The sequence below is a fragment of the Microcystis aeruginosa NIES-843 genome, assembly GCF_000010625.1.
Lineage (GTDB): Bacteria > Cyanobacteriota > Cyanobacteriia > Cyanobacteriales > Microcystaceae > Microcystis > Microcystis aeruginosa.
The window spans coordinates 93,298-108,201 of the sequence record NC_010296.1 but is presented as its reverse complement, the minus strand read 5'-3'; the positions used below and the strand labels follow the sequence as shown (position 1 = coordinate 108,201).

The 14,904-nt window shown below is 40.5% G+C and carries 15 protein-coding genes; 5 read left to right on the top strand and 10 right to left on the bottom strand.

Going from position 1 to position 14,904, the window contains the following annotated elements; translation table 11 throughout:
- Positions 1-233: 233 nt before the first annotated feature.
- On the bottom strand, positions 234-1,076 hold the full coding sequence (locus MAE_RS00570; protein WP_012263866.1) for a DUF4435 domain-containing protein: 843 nt from the start codon (positions 1,074-1,076) through the stop codon (positions 234-236).
- Positions 1,054-2,409: an AAA family ATPase gene (locus MAE_RS00565; RefSeq protein WP_012263865.1), complete on the bottom strand. Its 1,356-nt coding sequence runs from the start codon at positions 2,407-2,409 to the stop codon at positions 1,054-1,056. Before MAE_RS00565 ends, MAE_RS00570 begins: the two co-directional genes overlap by 23 nt.
- Before the next feature lie 487 nt (positions 2,410-2,896).
- Between MAE_RS00565 and MAE_RS00555 the strand changes: the two genes are divergently transcribed.
- A complete protein-coding gene (locus MAE_RS00555) occupies positions 2,897-3,787 on the top strand; it encodes an alpha/beta fold hydrolase (RefSeq protein ID WP_002797519.1) in 891 nt (296 codons plus the stop codon).
- A gap of 206 nt (positions 3,788-3,993) precedes the next feature.
- Here the strand turns inward: MAE_RS00555 and MAE_RS00550 are convergent, their stop codons facing one another.
- Positions 3,994-4,824, bottom strand: coding sequence for a hypothetical protein (locus tag MAE_RS00550; protein WP_002797518.1), 831 nt, complete (start codon positions 4,822-4,824; stop codon positions 3,994-3,996).
- A gap of 232 nt (positions 4,825-5,056) precedes the next feature.
- Here MAE_RS00550 and MAE_RS00545 point away from each other — a divergent pair, with 232 nt between their 5' ends.
- Positions 5,057-5,293 (top strand): ferredoxin-thioredoxin reductase variable chain, encoded by a 237-nt coding sequence (locus tag MAE_RS00545; RefSeq protein WP_002797517.1) that lies wholly within the window; start codon positions 5,057-5,059, stop codon positions 5,291-5,293.
- Positions 5,294-5,309: 16 nt separating this feature from the next.
- Here the strand turns inward: MAE_RS00545 and tyrS are convergent, their stop codons facing one another.
- Positions 5,310-6,527, bottom strand: a complete 1,218-nt coding sequence (tyrS, locus tag MAE_RS00540; protein WP_002797516.1) for a tyrosine--tRNA ligase — start codon at positions 6,525-6,527, stop codon at positions 5,310-5,312.
- 197 nt (positions 6,528-6,724) lie between these two features.
- On the opposite strand from tyrS, the gene MAE_RS00535 reads away from it, so the two are divergent.
- The 3 genes from MAE_RS00535 (at position 6,725) to MAE_RS00525 (ending at position 9,806) form a co-directional block, all read left to right on the top strand.
- Positions 6,725-8,410: a glycosyltransferase gene (locus MAE_RS00535; RefSeq protein ID WP_002797515.1), complete on the top strand. Its 1,686-nt coding sequence runs from the start codon at positions 6,725-6,727 to the stop codon at positions 8,408-8,410.
- A gap of 95 nt (positions 8,411-8,505) precedes the next feature.
- Positions 8,506-8,730: an indolepyruvate ferredoxin oxidoreductase subunit alpha gene (locus tag MAE_RS00530; protein WP_041804484.1), complete on the top strand. Its 225-nt coding sequence runs from the start codon at positions 8,506-8,508 to the stop codon at positions 8,728-8,730.
- A 338-nt stretch (positions 8,731-9,068) separates the two neighbouring features.
- On the top strand, positions 9,069-9,806 hold the full coding sequence (locus tag MAE_RS00525) for an ABC transporter ATP-binding protein (protein WP_012263861.1): 738 nt from the start codon (positions 9,069-9,071) through the stop codon (positions 9,804-9,806).
- Between the two features lie 137 nt (positions 9,807-9,943).
- Here MAE_RS00525 and MAE_RS33065 read toward each other — a convergent pair whose 3' ends face one another.
- The 6 genes from MAE_RS33065 to MAE_RS00500 form a co-directional block, all read right to left on the bottom strand.
- The gene (locus tag MAE_RS33065; RefSeq protein WP_012263860.1) at positions 9,944-10,105 is read right to left on the bottom strand and encodes a hypothetical protein; all 162 of its coding nucleotides are present in this window, start codon (positions 10,103-10,105) and stop codon (positions 9,944-9,946) included.
- A 49-nt stretch (positions 10,106-10,154) separates the two neighbouring features.
- Positions 10,155-11,240 (bottom strand): alanine/ornithine racemase family PLP-dependent enzyme, encoded by a 1,086-nt coding sequence (locus tag MAE_RS00520; RefSeq protein ID WP_002762913.1) that lies wholly within the window; start codon positions 11,238-11,240, stop codon positions 10,155-10,157.
- 4 nt (positions 11,241-11,244) lie between these two features.
- Positions 11,245-12,405, bottom strand: coding sequence for a DUF1611 domain-containing protein (locus MAE_RS00515; RefSeq protein ID WP_012263859.1), 1,161 nt, complete (start codon positions 12,403-12,405; stop codon positions 11,245-11,247).
- Positions 12,406-12,546: 141 nt separating this feature from the next.
- Positions 12,547-12,759, bottom strand: a complete 213-nt coding sequence (locus tag MAE_RS00510) for a DUF3134 family protein (RefSeq protein WP_002762915.1) — start codon at positions 12,757-12,759, stop codon at positions 12,547-12,549.
- Positions 12,760-13,011: 252 nt separating this feature from the next.
- Positions 13,012-13,320, bottom strand: a complete 309-nt coding sequence (gene psb34 / locus MAE_RS00505; protein WP_002734380.1) for a photosystem II assembly protein Psb34 — start codon at positions 13,318-13,320, stop codon at positions 13,012-13,014.
- A 173-nt stretch (positions 13,321-13,493) separates the two neighbouring features.
- Positions 13,494-14,867 carry a gluconeogenesis factor YvcK family protein gene (locus MAE_RS00500; protein ID WP_012263858.1) on the bottom strand — a complete coding sequence of 458 codons (1,374 nt, stop codon included), beginning with the start codon at positions 14,865-14,867 and terminating at the stop codon, positions 13,494-13,496.
- Positions 14,868-14,904: the final 37 nt, after the last annotated feature.

Here is a 14,904-nt window from a genome sequence, read left to right as displayed (position 1 = left end):
GCTAATCCTACTGATTCTAGCCTGACTGGGGAAAAAATCAATTTATTAACAGGTTAAGAAATCAATCCCGACAGATCAAGGTTAAATTAATCTTTCAGTGAAATTAGAGTGCCAGGAAGAACAATAGGCATAATTTGCTGAGAATATCGTCTTTAAAGCCTTGCTTTGATTATAACACAAAGTCGAGCCGATTTGTTAAATATATCATCTCAAACTTAAGGCAATAAGCCAAATCAGAATATTTGATAAGGATGATTATTAGATTGCCAATTGACCATTAGTTGATATATTTGTGTTTGATAAAAATAAGATAACTCATAAGCTAATCTTAACTCTCTTTCCCAGTCTTCTTTTTTAACATCATTAGCATTCCATGTACCTAAAACCTTGCAGAGTGCGATCGCTAAAATACTGATAAAATCGTGTCCACAACATAGCTGCCACGGATCATGATTTTCATCGCTAATTACCGATAAATACTGTTTAATTTGCTGTTCGTCTAAGGACAGTTTCTGAGAATGATTTTTGATACTTATAATTAATTTGTCAATATCTATTGACAGATTCTTTTTGTCAATAAACTTACCAAACTTTAATCCTTCAAACTTTAAATCTAACTCATTTCTAAGAGATAGCAATCTTAATTTACCAATTTCCTGACCTAACTTTAGTAAAGTTTCTCTAATATCTTTGGAAAAAGCTGCAATTTTTTCTTCACTTCCTCGTTCTTTTAATAATTTATCGAAAGCGGCAGATTTAATTAACATCATTTCCAAATCATGTTCATCGGTTAAAAAGAGATTATTACTGTCGGAAATTTGCTGTTCTATTCTCGAAAAATCCGCATCTATAACAGCAACAACTCGGCAAAAATTTTCTTTTTCTAAGATGGATAATGCTTTGATAGCATTATTTTTACCAGAGGCAATTGTCACCCTAACCTCTTGCTTGTTTACTAATCGCTCATAAATAAGTTTATCACTATGACCTTCAACAATTAAAAAAACTCCCTCATGATCGCTGCGTAGTAAACGAATGCTATTGGCAATTCTGTCAGGTGTTATCTGTTCTCTCATCTTTGCTTTTTTGCTTTGGTTTCTCTAATTCAACTGTCAAATCCCAACGATCATTAATAATATCAGGAGAATGGGTAGCCATCAAAATATCTAACCCGGAAAGTTTCGTGATTTCCTGTAAATCTTTTAAAAATTCCTGCTGCCATGAAATATGAAGTGACATTTCTGGTTTATCAATTAAGATCAAAGTATTAGGTTTAACTTTAAATAACAATTCATATAAAATTACTAATTCGTGCTGTTCCCCAGAAGATAAATCTGTTGGCGATAAAACCTCCCCTTCCTGGGTAGTGAAGATAAACCCTTTGCTTTGATCAATAGTAACACTTTTGAAAGAATATTTTTTATTAATTATATTTTTAAATAGCTCTACTTTAGGATAAATGTCATTGAATACATTGAGCTTTTTATCTACATCCTCAATATAAACCGATAATAACTTTCTGGTGCTATCATCAATACTATCTTTAACTTGGAAGTTAGAATCTTCATCTTTTTTCAATAGTCCTGCACTAATTAATTGATTTCTTTCGCTTTCAAGTTGATCAATTTTTTCCCTTAGTTCATCATCGGTCAATGATGCCTTTTTTTGTACAACTCTCGCTGGAAAGGTTCGGTCTAAAGTTTGAGATAGTTGTCCATACTCTGCTAATTTAGTTTGAATATTTTCTGCTAAATCTTCAGAATAGCTGGCCACAGAGTACAATGTCATCGGCATCCTTATAGTTCTGCCATTTTTGGCACTATTGGAAATATCTAATAGACGTTGTGATTCAATAAAACGAACATTAATAGAGTCTCGAATTTTATTTAACCAATCAGGATATTCTTGCTGGAATTGCTTTGGTAAATATTCTCCAAATCGTTCATAAATATCTTCTAAATCCAGAATTTCTTTTGTGGGGGTATAGAGCCATTTTTCTGATCCAACTCTATCTAAACCGGGTATGACATCAGCTATCATGCCGGTCAGTAAAGGGATTTTTCTCCCGTCTAGTAAATTAGGAGAAAAAGTCAGTTTTTCTTTTTGATCGGAGGAAGTAAAATTAAAATCAATCTCTGGTCTTACATTACTTTTTTTATTCTTACTGGTGGAAGCTTTGACAACATCCACAAAGCTGTTATCGTCAAAAATTATAGTAAATTTTTGAAAAGGAATAGCTCTTATATCTGAATACTTTAAGTTAAAAAAGCCATTGACCAATCGCAGTATTGAGGTTTTACCAAAGCCATTTTTACCATGAATAATAGTTATTCTTTCCTCCATATTGAGATTAATTGTATGGTCAAATATGCCAAAAAGATGCTTAACTGTAATTTGTTTAATTCTCATAATTTCCCGGGAGCAAGCGATTAAACTTAGACGCACTCTACTACTCATAACTTGAGAGGATCGAGGCGTTGAAGCTAGAAATTTTGGCAGACGTTTTCAAAAAACGCCTATAGACACTGTATTATACCAAATCCCTTTTAAATAGTATGATTAACTCCCGATCGAACTTTAACAGCCCACTTCCCATTCTCCTAGCCGCTACTTAGGGTTTGCGGCAAAAAGCTTTTCGGTGGTGGCAGGGTGTGGGGTGTGGGGTGTGGGGTGTGGGGTGTGGGGTTTTATCGATTTTCAGGTGGTCAACTACCTAATTTTCAGGGAAAAAGTCCAGGAATTTTCCCCCCGATCCCCGCAATGGCTGGCACTTTTTGAGGGGAAAAAAGTCCAAAAGTCTTATCCAACAAGGTTTTTAGATTTATTCAGCAGACCCTACTTAACCTGACAGTATATATTAAGAAAAGCAACAAATACTTTACAGATAAACAAAAATATGCAGCAAATTCTAGGATTAGAGACACAACCAAAAATCTGGCATTGGCGGGGATTCAAAATCACCTATCAGAGTGCGGGGGAGACGGGACCTGCGATCGTGCTTGTGCATGGATTTGGGGCATCTTGGGGACATTGGCGGAAAAATATCCCCGTTTTAGGCGAAAAATGTCGCTGTTTTGCCCTAGATTTAATTGGTTTTGGCGGTTCCGACAAACCCGAACCGAAAAACGAGATCGATTACACTTTCGAGACTTGGGGGGCGCAAATTGCCGATTTTTGTCGGGAAGTGGTGGGGGGTCCTGCTTTTTTGGCGGGTAATTCCATCGGTTGTGTGGCCATCATGCAGGCTGCCGTCGATTATCCCGATTTTGTCCTTGGGGTAGCGGCGATCAATTGTTCCCTCAGACTACTGCACGAAAGAAAACGGGGGGAATTACCATGGTATCGTCGTTTAGGCGCAGATTTTGCCCAAATAATTCTAAAAAATAAGGCAATTGGGGCTTTTTTCTTCCAACAGATCGCTAAACCCCAGACAGTGCGTAAAATTCTCCTGCAAGCTTATCGGCGCTCGGAAGCGGTAACGGAGGAATTAGTAGAAATAATCCTAAAACCCGCCAGAGATCAGGGAGCGATCGAGGTTTTCCTCGCTTTTACCGCTTATTCTGGCGGCCCGCTGCCAGAAGACCTACTGCCGATTCTCCCCTGTCGGGCGATTCTGCTTTGGGGTAGCGAAGATCCCTGGGAGCCCTTGGCCTTGGGCCAAGAATTAGCACGATTCCCGACAGTAAAACAGTTTATCCCCTTAGCCGGTTTAGGCCACTGTCCCCAGGACGAGGCCCCAGAAATAGTTAATCCGATTTTATTAGACTTCCTACAAGCTCCTATCTAGGGTTTGCGGCAAAAAGTTTGTTGGTGGGGGTAGGGTGTAGGGTTTTACCCATTTTCAGGCGGTCAATTACCTAATTTTCAGGGAAAAAGTCCCGGAATTTTCCCCCCAATCACTCCAATCGCTGGTACTTTTTGATTTCAAAAAAGTCTAAAAATATTATCCAACAAGGTTTTTAGATTTATTCAGCAAACCCTATCTAAGTTCCTCTAGTAACCAGAAGACCTGGTATTAATGGGTTGTTGGATGGAGAAACCTCGGTTAATACTTTGAGGTGGAACTTGATTGGGGGTGCCATTATTGTTAGGTGGCATTCCCTGATTGGGATAACCAGTGACGTTAGGTTGACTGCCGTAGACGGGGGCCTGATATACGGGGGGTTGATAATAGTTGGATTGGTTGCTAGAGCCGGGGACGGGGTTAGGGTTGGCATTATTCCGGGAGGGTAGGGCCTGAACATTTTGTTGCTCAGGGGAATAATTTCCCTGGGGGTTGACTTGATTCGGGCTGCCCCCGGGGTTGGGATTAGGAAAATTATTCCAGTTATTAGTCCGCGAGCGATTTTCGATTTCCCTTTGTAAAGGATAATTGCTAGTGTCGCCACTAATCGGTCGCACTTGAATCGGTTGCAGACTTTTACTAGCCTTCGGAGCCTGATTTTGCTTAGGCTGCGGCATTAACGGGGTGAACAAAGAGGGTTTCTGGTTGTTATCGGGATTAGTATTTAAAGGGTCAAAAGGCTGCGTCGAGGCCGGTTTGTTCAGGCGAGCGGTATTATTATGGGCAGGAATGGCCGGCAATGGTACAGCAGTGGGGAGAGGAGTATCGGTAATCTGGTTAGCCCTGATTTCCCGCTCCTCCAAGGACATTCCTGGGGTATCTAATACCGAACCCAACCATTCAGGATTCTGTTGATATACCCACAAACCAATTAGAGCCAAGGAAAATATTCCTAACGGTAGCCAAAATAAAGGTTGGGCAAAGGGTTTTAATCCCGCCAGGAAATAGCGCATGGAAGAAGAATTTTTATAGTCACTCATACCGCTTAACCCTCTATAGGTTTTCCCCCATGCTATCAAATCAGTGAGCAGTTATCAGTTTTTTAGCCGTCAGCCCCCTGCCTCCTGCCCCCTGCCTCCGTTATCTGGAGAAAAAAGCTCAGGCTCTAGGTTTCAATCTTAAGAGTTTTCAGTTCCCCGTTCCCTGATACGGCGTAGAATGATAAGATTGTTTTCAAAGATACAATAGGCGTTTGTCTTCGCTAGAGAGTTTATGAAAGTTGGCGATCGAGTTCGTGTAATTGAGTCTGTGGTAGTTTATCACCATCCTGAACACAAATCGGATCCTTTTGACGTGAAAGGACTAGAGGGAGAGGTGAAAGGGATTGTCACCGAATGGCGTGGTAGGCCGGTTAGCGCCAACCTACCCGTCCTCGTCGAGTTCAGTAAAAAGTTTAAAGCCCATTTTCGAGATTTTGAGTTAGAAATCCTGGAAAAAGCCGCCGAATAGGGACTTTTTCGCTTATTTAAGCTACAAAGCGAATAAATTTATTTTTGCCCACCTGTAGGACTTTTCCGGTTAAAGCTTCGGCTGTCTCAAAACTTTTGTCCACATCGGTGATTTTCTCACTATCGATCCTCACCGCACCCCCCTGAATCTGTCTTCTCCCTTCGCCGCTACTTTTACATAAGCCAGTGGCCGAGAGGAGATAGAATAATTTCAGGGGAAAAGTGACCGCCGCGAGGGAAAATTCGGGTACAGAAGCAGCGGCCGCTGTATTTCCCTGTAGAACTATCTCCTGCGCCGTTTTTTGTGCTTTTAATGCCTCCTCTTTCCCGTGAAACTGGGCAACTACCTCGATCGCCAGTTGTTTTTGTGCCTCCCGCGGATTGCTCGCCATAGCATCTAAGGGCAAATTTGTCAATAGTTCGTAATAATCTTTTAACAAAGCGTCGGGGGTTTTTTCCAGTTTCGAGTACATGGACAGGGCCGATTCCCGCAATCCCACATAATTATTCAGGGATTTGGACATTTTTTGACTGCCATCGGTTCCGATTAAAATCGGTAAAAGTAGCCCGAATTGCGGTGTTTTGCCGAAATATTTCTGTAAATCGCGACCGACGACAATATTAAATTTTTGATCAGTTCCTCCCAATTCGACATCGGCCTCGACAGCTACGGAATCATAACCCTGCATTAAGGGATAAAGAAATTCATGGAGAAAAATCGGTTTTTCCTGGTCGTAGCGTTCGGAAAAGCCTTCTTTTGCCAACATTTGCCCGACAGTCATGGTGGAGAGAAGTTCGAGAATTTGCGATAGGTCTAATTTCCCCAACCATTCCGAGTTATAGCGAATTTCTAGGCGATTAGGCGTGTTAAAATCTAAAATTGGGCGTAATTGTGCCAGATAATTCTCGGCATTGGCTCTCACTTCTTCGCTCGTCAATTGTTTTCTAACTTCCGATTTTCCCGTCGGATCGCCGATTCTAGCGGTAAAATCACCAATAATCACCACTGCTACATGACCGGCATCCTGGAAAGCACGCAGTTTCCGAAAAGGGATACTATGGCCTAGGTGAATATCGCTGCCGGTGGGGTCAATACCTAGTTTAATTCTTAAAGGGCGATCGGTAGTTTGCAGTAGTTGGGTTAAATTTTCCCTAGGATCTTGGGAGTCGGGTTGATGGGGGAATAGGTCACTGGTGCCACGGGTTAGCCAGTCTAGGGAGGAAGATACGGTCATTGTTGCTCATTTTCCACAGCCTTCCCATTATAGTTTTTTATTATGTCAAGTAACAAGCAAAAGGTAAATAAACTGGTATCTTCAATAAGAGTCGATAACATCTTGACAATTCTCCCGATCAAATATAGAGTCTTAAAATCTTCTTTTTCAAAATTATCAAAAAATTTCCCTGTCTTGAATTGCGATCAGATAAGCCGATGAATCCTAGTTTTAATAACTCTATACCAGTGCAGAGGATCAAAGTTTCTGTAATTGTTTCTACCTATAAATCAGCAGAGTTTATCTGGGGTTGTCTAGAGGATTTAGTTACTCAAACTCTTTATGAAAAGGGAGAAGTAGAACTTATTATTATCGATAGTGCTTCTCCGGAGAATGAAGGGGAGATTATTCAAGAGTTTCAAGAAAATTATCCTAATATTATTTACCAGAGAACTAGAGAACGAGAAACCCTCTACCGCGCTTGGAATCGTGCTATTAAACTAGCTAGGGGTTCCTATATCACCAATGGGAATACTGATGATCGTCGCTGTTTTAATGCTCTGGAAATTATGGCTAATTATCTAGATAACAATAGAGAGATTAGTTTAGTTTATGCCGATCAATTAATTACCACCCTCAAAAATGATACTTTTGCCACCACCCCAGCTTTAAAACATTGGAATTGGCCAAATTACTCCTATCAACAGATGCGTCAAGGTTGTTGTGTGGGTTCTCAACCAATGTGGCGAAAAATGCTGCACGATAAATATGGTTATTTTCAGGAAAATTTTCGCTGTGCCGGTGATTACGAATTTTGGTTAAGAATCGGCATTCAAGGCGAAAAAATGGCTTTAATTCCTGAGATTTTAGGGTTATATTATTTAAATCTCCAAGGCTTAGAACATGGCAGTAATGGTCAAGCATTACAGGAACATTATCAAGTGTGTAAAATCTATAAAATTCCCCACCCAGACATTAAGGATATAGAAATTAAACCCAATCCAGTTAAGATGGAAGATTTAGGCATAATTTTACAGGAAGATGAGCGAGAAAAATTACAAACAATTCAAGCTATCTCCCGGAAAAGATGCCCAATTATTGTTATTGATGGCGTGATCTTTCAACTTGAGCAACGAAAATTAGCCAGAATTTGGTCTTCAATTCTAGAGCATTGGAGTCAATTAGAATTTAGTCAACACATTGTTATTTTAGATAGAAATAACACCGCACCAAGATGGGAAGAATTTAAATATTGGCCTGCGGAATCCTACGATTATAATTGCACGGGAAAGGATGCCAGAAAAATTCAAGCTATTTGCGATCGCCTACAGGCAAATTTATTTATTTCCACTTTTTATACCAGTCCCTTAAACACTCCTTCTCTACTTTTACTTGCTTCTGAACTACAACAAAAAAACGGCAATTTAACAGTGGATTTAGAAAAACACTATGCAATTTTATCCGCTTCTAGAATCATCGCTTTTTCCTCTGATATCGCCCAAGACTTAAGAAAGTCATACCCGAAAATTAACCCCGAAAAAATTGATATTATCGAGCTTTTTGAAGTTAATCAAAAAATAGCGGAAGAAATCAGTAATTTTCTCTGGTATGCGCTCAGTGAAGGGAACGAATCAAGTCAGCATCAAGTCTGGTTAGAGTTAAGAAAATTACAGGAAGCACAACAGACAATGTATCTGAAACAACAGCAAGATTATCATACTATGCAAGGGATGGGAATATCCCTAAAAGAATTAGATAATAATCATAACTATCTCCAGAAAAATAATCAGGAATTACGGGAAGAAATTAACTATTTGTCCTCCCGTAAGGGAATAGTAAAAACCCTATCGAAAACTTCTATTTTACTTCTTGCTAAGATCAAGAAAAAACTCCCAATATTTTAGGGAATTAAGAGAAAGTTTCCTAACAATGATCCGATCCTGGCACGGCAGGGCCTAAAAGTGGTAAAGTAATGTTAAGAATTAGAGGAGAAAACACTGTGCCACATTCGATCGTCACTGGAACTTGTGAAGGGGTTGCCGATTGCGTTTCCGCTTGTCCTGTTGCTTGCATCCATCCCGGACCGGGTAAAAATGTTAAGGGAACCGATTGGTATTGGATTGATTTTGCCACTTGTATCGACTGTGGTATCTGTCTTCAAGTATGCCCCGTCGAAGGTGCAATTCTGCCACAAGAACGTCCCGATTTACAAAAAACTCCCTAATTTATCAGGCTCTTCGGTAATTGTTATGCAATGGACGGGGGTTATAAGGGATGGAACCCTTATATAGAAAGGCATTTAGCGATTTTTGTCAATTATTTTTGATCTAGAGCGAACTAATCAATTAAGTCTCTTACCAGATAAGGATTTAGTCGATTTATGACCCCCTATCGAACCATACCAAGTAACGAAGAACCATTTATCAGTTATCAGTGATCAGTTATCAGTTATCAGATGTGAGTTTTCAGTTCACTGATTACTGTTCACTGAAAATGCTTCCCACTTCCCAATTCATAATTCATAATTCATATTACTGTCTGCTATCTCCTTTTTACCTTACCATGGATTATCTTTTAGAAGTTGAACAAGTTTATGCTGGTTATGTGCAGGATTTATACATATTGCAAGGGGTTAACTTTCGCATTGCACCGGGGGAATTAGTCACGGTTATCGGTCCCAATGGTGCGGGAAAATCTACCCTCGCTAAGACGATTTTTGGTTTATTAAAACCCAGTGCTGGAACTATCACTTTTAAGGGACAAAATATCGCCGGTTGGAAATCTAATCAAATCGTTCCCCTCGGAATGGGTTATGTTCCCCAAATTGCTAATGTTTTTCCGTCCCTGAGCATCGAGGAAAATCTGGAAATGGGGGCTTTTACCAGTAAAAAAGCGATTAAACCGCTAAAAGAGCGCATTTATGCCATGTTTCCCCGTTTGCTTGAGCGCCGTCGTCAGAAAGCTGGCACTTTATCCGGAGGAGAAAGACAGATGTTAGCCATGGGACGAGCGCTGATGTTGGAACCAGATTTATTAATTCTCGATGAACCTTCGGCAGCTTTATCTCCTATCTTAGTAACCAGCGTTTTTGAACAGATAAAAGCGATTAATCAGACGGGAACTGCAATTATTTTAGTGGAACAGAATGCCAAAAAAGCCCTAATGATGTCCGATCGAGGTTATGTTTTAGAAAGTGGTCAAGATCGTTTTCAGGGATCGGGTCAAGATTTACTCAATAACCCGAAAGTAGGGGAATTATACCTCGGGGCGGCTTATCATGATGCCAAACGAGATGATTAGGAATTTGTTAAGGATTGAGGGGGATTTTGATTTCTTCCCAGAATTTAGCGATAGGATAGTAATTGAGTACAAATCTCTACGGCCCTGATGTCAAGGTGATAAGCCAGCAACCCCTAAATAGGGTCTGCTGAATAAATCTAAAAACCTTGTTGGGTAAGACTTTTAGACCTTTTGTCAATCAAAAAGTACTGGATCTGGGAGTGATCGGGGGGAAATTTAGGCACTTTTTCCCTGAAAATTAGGTAATTGGCCACCTCAAAACTGGTAAAACCCCACACCCCACACCCCACACCCCACACCCTGCCACCACCGAAAAACTTTTTGCCGCAAACCCTATTTATTCATCGCTCAAGACAGTTGTGCTACTGCATTGAGAGCATAACTTTTAGTAATAAAAGGAGAAGTCATGGCTGTTAAAAGTCCTCCGTAATCAAGATTAAAACTGACTTCGCTTCCTACTTTTAACCTCTTGTTATGACTATCAAGAACTAGATGATCGCTACTAGAACCTAATATTTTTATCTCCTGACTTGTTTGTAATCCAGAGATAAGAATATCCTGTCTTCCTAATGCAATAATAACTCGACGGTGAATGCCTTGATCGATAAAGCTGGGAACATTACCAAAAGCATCTCGACCAATTTCTCCAGAGGGTAGAGATGGTTTATCTTTGGATTCGATTACTTCAGCAATTAACCGAAAAGCATCGGTATATAAGCCAGGTATCACTTGTCGATTAACTGTTTCACAACCTAATAAAATTGATTCTCCTAAACGCAGATTATTAATCCGACCAACTTCGCTACTTTTTTGATACCATTGATAGTTAGCAGAATTGCCTCCTGAAATAATCGGTAATTTTATTAAAAATTCCTGCTCAATTGTATCTGTTAACACAGATAATTTGCTCATATTATGGCTATCAGGTTTAATACCTCCATAACAAGCCAAATTACAACCCAGTCCAATAATTTTGATAAAGGGAAAAGCGAGGGTCTTTTTGATGAACTTGACCAGATCTTTCGGCAGTACACCTTCGCGTAAATCCCCTAACTCCGTCATGATAATAATGCGGTGTATTTTTTGCTTTTCCTGAGCATAATAGGAAAGTTCCTGAATTGTTGCTAATTCGGTATTTAAGCTGATATCTGCAATGTTAACCACTGATTCTGCTTGACTCAAGGCAGTACGCAACAGAACAAAAGTTGTCACTATTCCTGCTTGTTTCATTTTGAGAATATTTTCGATTCGAGAGTCAGCGATAAAGTTGACTCCACCTTGAATCATCGCCAAGGCGATCGAGGGATCACCCAAAATCGCTTTGGAAACTCCCATCACAGAAAGTCCCTTGCTACCGTAGAATTGGCAGAGTAAACGAGCATTATGGCGTATTTTCGGGAGAGAAATCTCGATTCTGGGTAAAAGGTCTTTCATCAGCCTATTTGCTCCCAATTGCGGGAATTGCAGCTAAAATTTCCCCTTTGATTTTCCGGTTTAATTTCGGAAAGCGATCGCATAAAGCTTGGACTAATTTCTCACATCCGTGTAACAAAACATCAGTAGTCGGTAACTGAAAATCTCGCTCATATTTGGCAATAATACGCTCAGTGGCTGCTGCGGTGAGATTTTCGTGATTAATCGCAATAGCGATAACTTTAGTGGGAGAAATTGCCTCAATTAGTGAAATTTCTTCCTGTAATTTTGGCATGGCTAAATGAGGAAAATCACAGCGAAATTTTCGGGCTGGGGGATGTTGTAAAATAATCCCATCGGGCCTACTTCCTTTCAAAATTCCCACGGAACTCATAAAAGCAGGATGACTCAGAGAACTTTGTCCTTCCACTAAAATAATATCGGGTTTTTCTTGCTCAAAAGCTTGAACCACAGCATTTTCAATTTCACCGATGACAAATTGAGAAACCAAAGCATCGATCGAAACCCCATATCTTGCTCCCTGCATCAAGCTAGTTTGTCCAGTAGCGACTAAGACAGACTTAATACCCAAGCCTTGGAGAGTTTGATTAACTGCCACCGCAGTGGTCATTTTTCCGCAAGCACAATCGGTTCCTAAAAAGGCAATAACGGGTATATTTACTTGGGAAATTTGCCCAGTAAATACATGAAGATCAGCTAATTGTGGTGGTTTACGAATGTCTGTAATTTGCACACCATACTGACTAGCTTGCTCCCTAAATTCTAAATCCTCGGAGAAGAATTGATGCAAACCATTAATAATCTCCATTCCTTGTGCCATTGCTTCTAAAATTAGCAGTCTTTCTAGGGGGGGAATAAACGCTTCTAAGGGTGCTTTGCCGTAGATATAACAATTGGGAACATCTCTAAGTTTTTCTAAGGCTGTTTGTAAATTGGCAAAAATGGGAATATGATTTTTTTTGTCTCCTAATGCTTCTCCCGCATCTTTTCCCGCTAAGGAACTATCCAGCACTCCAACAATTGTATATATTTCTGATTGTCTGATCAAGCCAGCTGCCGTTTTTCCGTCCACACGTCCAAACTGATTTTCACAGTAAATTAAAGCCGTTTTTTTCGTTGATACCACTTTCTTAATCTCCTGAATATTAGATAATTGAAATTTCACTCCTAACTCCCAGTAAGTAGGGAGGCACAATTATTTGTAGGATGGGTTAGCAGTAGCGTAACATGAGCGGGCGTTGGGTTTCATGCTTCAACCCAACTACGTTCATCTTATATTTAATTCCACCCACCTACTTAAGACTATTTATTCTTCTTCTTCTTCTATAGCATAATTATCTGGATCGATAATATCGTCTAATTCTTCTAAAATTTGCAAATCGGGATGAGCATCAGATTGACGTAATTTTAATCTTCCTGTCCGTTCTAACCAATGGAGAAGGGTTTCTTTGGAAGTTATCTGCATAACAGGAATTGCCTGATAGCGAGGTTCTTGACTAAGAGAAGGATTAAATTTCATACCTGTTGAATTTCCTTTGAGAAGTTATCTCTATTGGTTGTTCTATTGTTGATCACGAAGCAACCCACAAAAAACTGAAAAAAATTGTCAAGTTTAGCAAAGTAAAAAAGTTCAGCTGTCAGATTTACTATTTGGACAGATAGATAGAGTCGGTTCCAAGATATGCTCCCGATACTTGGGATGCAGACTCTATGGTGTAAATTAAAGTTTTCCTGTCTCGCTCAACTTAAATGTCAATCCTACGGTTTTTATCTAGCTAACGGAAAAGGTGATTAATAACACCAAAGCAACCAACAAAACCGCCCCTACTCCTTGCAAAATATACCATTTTTGCTGTTCTAAAGATGGGGATTTTGATAGATAAATCTTGGGTTCGCTACCATAGTTATTGATGATTCCTTCATCATCTACTGTATAGCCCTCTGGGAGAGGTATATTAAGTGATTGATAGTTTTGCCCGTTTATATCTAGTTTAACCTCAGCAGGAATTAATTCACTTCCATCGCTTGGGGAATAGACTGTCGCACCTGTCTCTTGATTAGATTTAGTAGAGTAGTGCATGATCATCTCTCTTCAAAATCTGAGTATAACACAGAATAAGGCGAAATGGTTTTTAGGCTAATTTTTTCCTAGGGCTTTAATCAGCAAATTTGGCTAATGTCGGCAAATTAAAGCAAAAAATATGATTTTATAACTTGACAAAGCTAGATAAAAACATTTAGTCAACTCGCTATTCACTTTTTAGCATACCAGCGCCATAAAACTCGCGCTAAACGTTGGGGATCATGACTAACTTTGGCAGTAACTTCATCTTCTGCCATTACATTCGCTAAAACAATGCGATAACCCATTTTTCCCACCTCCTCGCGGTCTAAAAACACAGGATGACTATGCTCTTGGGCGTATAATTGCAGAGATTGGGGCGATGGTGCAGTTCTTTGGGCCAAAACCGCATCAAAGACGCGTTCCTCGCAGACTTTTTCGATCGCCCGAATATGATCAGCCACCGAATAATTATCCGTTTCCCCCGGCTGGGTCATAATATTACAAACATAGACACGGGGGACTGTCACCTGTGCTAGGGCCTGACGAATTGCGGGAACCAACAAATTAGGGATAATACTGGTATAAAGACTACCCGGCCCGATAATAATATAATCTGCCTCCTTGATTGCCGCTAAAGCAGCCGGTAAAGCGACCGGATCGGCAGGATGACAGCCAATCTGACGAATTTGCCCCATAGCTTCGGTTATCTTCGATTCTCCCTCAATAATGCGCCCATCGGCTAACTTAGCCCAGAGACTAACATCGGTAAGGGTAGCAGGTAGCACTTTACCGCGAATGGCCAAAACTTTGGCACTAGCATCGATCGCCTGTTCCAGATCCCCAGTAATCTCGGTCATAGCGCTGATAAATAAATTACCAAAACTGTGGCCCGATAAACCATCCCCGGCATGAAAGCGATATTGAAACAATTCCGTTAATAACTTTTCCTCATCGGCTAAAGCGGCGATACAATTGCGAATATCCCCCGGGGGTAAAATGCCCATTTCCCGACGTAATCGGCCCGAAGAACCGCCATCATCAGCTACGGTGACAATAGCGGTGATATTGGAACTATACTGTTTTAAACCCCGTAAAAGCGTCGATAAACCTGTACCTCCACCGATGGCCACAATTTTCGGACCGCGATGGAGACGACGATGGGTGCGTAGGAGATCAACTAATTCCTCCGATGCGTCCGGTTGTAGTGCTTCTGTAATCGTTTCCACGGTGCGACTCTGACCCCAGAATAACAAAAAGACACCCAACAAAACCGCCAGCGGCCCGGAAACAGAATTGGGGACCAAACGGGCGATCGTTTCTAATGCTTGGGAAACAAACTCTAAAAAGCGATTAACTGGGGTTAATTTTACCCAAATAGCCAAACCGAAGGAGGTGAGAAAAACGCCGCTTAAACTGATTAAAAGCCAGCGTTTGACAAAAAGACCGGGAGAAAGCCATTTAAACCAACGATTAACTCGTTTAGGCGTTTTTCTGCCCACAGAAGCGGCTATTTTCCCCTTCTGAGCGTTGAGTTCCCGTAGCGTCTGTTTAAATGGACTCATAGATGTGGCCTGGCAGCGAACGCATTGATTCTGGAGA

Excerpts from the sequence above, each read along its gene's own strand:
- MAE_RS00500 (WP_012263858.1), bottom strand. The coding sequence starts at position 14,867 with ATGAGTCCATTTAAACAGACGCTACGGGAACTCAACGCTCAGAAGGGG.
- tyrS (WP_002797516.1), bottom strand. The coding sequence starts at position 6,527 with ATGACCGTATCTTCCTCCCTAGACTGGCTAACCCGTGGCACCAGTGAC.
- MAE_RS00565 (WP_012263865.1), bottom strand. The coding sequence starts at position 2,409 with ATGAGAATTAAACAAATTACAGTTAAGCATCTTTTTGGCATATTTGAC.
- MAE_RS00520 (WP_002762913.1), bottom strand. The coding sequence starts at position 11,240 with ATGAAAGACCTTTTACCCAGAATCGAGATTTCTCTCCCGAAAATACGC.
- MAE_RS00570 (WP_012263866.1), bottom strand. The coding sequence starts at position 1,076 with ATGAGAGAACAGATAACACCTGACAGAATTGCCAATAGCATTCGTTTA.
- MAE_RS00510 (WP_002762915.1), bottom strand. The coding sequence starts at position 12,759 with ATGAAATTTAATCCTTCTCTTAGTCAAGAACCTCGCTATCAGGCAATT.
- MAE_RS00525 (WP_012263861.1), top strand. The coding sequence starts at position 9,069 with ATGGATTATCTTTTAGAAGTTGAACAAGTTTATGCTGGTTATGTGCAG.
- MAE_RS00550 (WP_002797518.1), bottom strand. The coding sequence starts at position 4,824 with ATGAGTGACTATAAAAATTCTTCTTCCATGCGCTATTTCCTGGCGGGA.
- MAE_RS00545 (WP_002797517.1), top strand. The coding sequence starts at position 5,057 with ATGAAAGTTGGCGATCGAGTTCGTGTAATTGAGTCTGTGGTAGTTTAT.
- MAE_RS00555 (WP_002797519.1), top strand. The coding sequence starts at position 2,897 with ATGCAGCAAATTCTAGGATTAGAGACACAACCAAAAATCTGGCATTGG.
- psb34 (WP_002734380.1), bottom strand. The coding sequence starts at position 13,320 with ATGCACTACTCTACTAAATCTAATCAAGAGACAGGTGCGACAGTCTAT.
- MAE_RS00535 (WP_002797515.1), top strand. The coding sequence starts at position 6,725 with ATGAATCCTAGTTTTAATAACTCTATACCAGTGCAGAGGATCAAAGTT.